At 41.6% G+C, this 1,369-nt stretch carries 1 protein-coding gene and 1 pseudogene; both read left to right on the top strand.

What is annotated here, in order from left to right:
- Positions 1-248: pseudogene (locus Q0212_RS16670) on the top strand (hypothetical protein); the annotation flags it as partial.
- Positions 249-291: 43 nt separating this feature from the next.
- Positions 292-1,369: phosphoribosyltransferase domain-containing protein (locus Q0212_RS16665; RefSeq protein WP_297927618.1), on the top strand; the 1,078-nt coding region annotated here is incomplete at its 3' end.

Here is a 1,369-nt window from a genome sequence, read left to right as displayed (position 1 = left end):
TCAAACGAGGACGTTTAAGCTTGCCAGTGTCTGCGGCCCATTTTATTGACTTAGCCATCCAAGCAAGAAGTTATCAATTGCAAAGAATGACCGCAAGTATTGCCGAGCAATCAATTAACTTTGGTAGCGAAATTAATAATGACCCTGCCGACCGCTTAATTGTGGCCACCGCTAAATTTTTACAAGCAGATTTAGTCACAGCAGATTTAAATTTACAAGGCTGCGGTTTAGTCAAAACCATTTGGTAGCCATCACACGCCTTTCTTCCAATTTCTTCTAATGTTGTTTGTTATGACTTCTTCTTTTATCGTTAATCTGCAACGTGGCACATTAAACGTCAGCGTTGAACAAACGAGTATTCCGCCTGAGCAATTATTTGATTTTGCTGAGCGACGTAATCCTAAACGGGCGTTTTTGTTTGTCTCTAAAGTTTTAGGCCGACATATTCCTGTTAAACCTTCAGTGATGGCACAGGCTTTTAATCAATTAGCAGCACAAATTCCTGATCATTTACCTGAACCTGTCTTGGTGATTGGTATGGCTGAAACGGCGGTGGGTTTAGGTGCGGGTGTGCATCGCGCTTTACAACAACGCTACCCAAACGCCATGTATTGGATGAGCACCCGTCACAGCTTGGGAACACCATTGTTTGCGCGTTTTGAAGAAGAGCATAGTCATGCCAGTTCTCATTTATTGCATTGGCCCGTTGATGAAGCCTTAAAACAACAACTATTAGCCAGCAAAACGTTAATTATTGTCGATGACGAAGCCTCAACAGGTAAAACCTTTATTAATTTGGCACAAGCTTTACAAGACGCAGGTTTGCAACAGATTGAGCGTATTATTGCTGCGACTTTAACTGATTGGTCGGGTGATGCGGTGCAAGCAAAGTTAGGCAAAAAAGCCCAAACTATTTCCTTATTGTCAGGTAGTTATCAATGGCAAGCTGATCTTAATGCGCCATTACCCGAAATGCCGAAAGTCGATTCAGTCGCTCAAGGCGCGTGGCAACCCAATTTAGCTTTAGATTGGGGACGTTTGGGAGTAATTCAGCATCAAGCTACTTTAAATGATAAAGTGTCAGTAGATAACGGTGAAAAAATATTAGTGTTAGGCACAAGTGAATATGTTTGGCGATCATTTTTATTAGCTGAGCATTTAGAACAACAGGGTGCAGAGGTGTATTTTGCTTCAACCACACGCTCACCGATTGCTGTGGGTCATGCCATTAAAATAGCTCGTGCCTTTAGTGATAATTATGGCTTGGGCATTGCTAATTTTTCTTATAATGTTGATGTTAATCAATATGATAAAATTATGATTTGCAGCGAAACACCTGCGGCAATGGTCGATCAAGCATTGTTAGCAG

Source organism: uncultured Agitococcus sp., from assembly GCF_937920075.1.
Taxonomy (GTDB): domain Bacteria; phylum Pseudomonadota; class Gammaproteobacteria; order Pseudomonadales; family Moraxellaceae; genus Agitococcus.
This window is presented reverse-complemented; position numbering and strand designations above follow the sequence as displayed.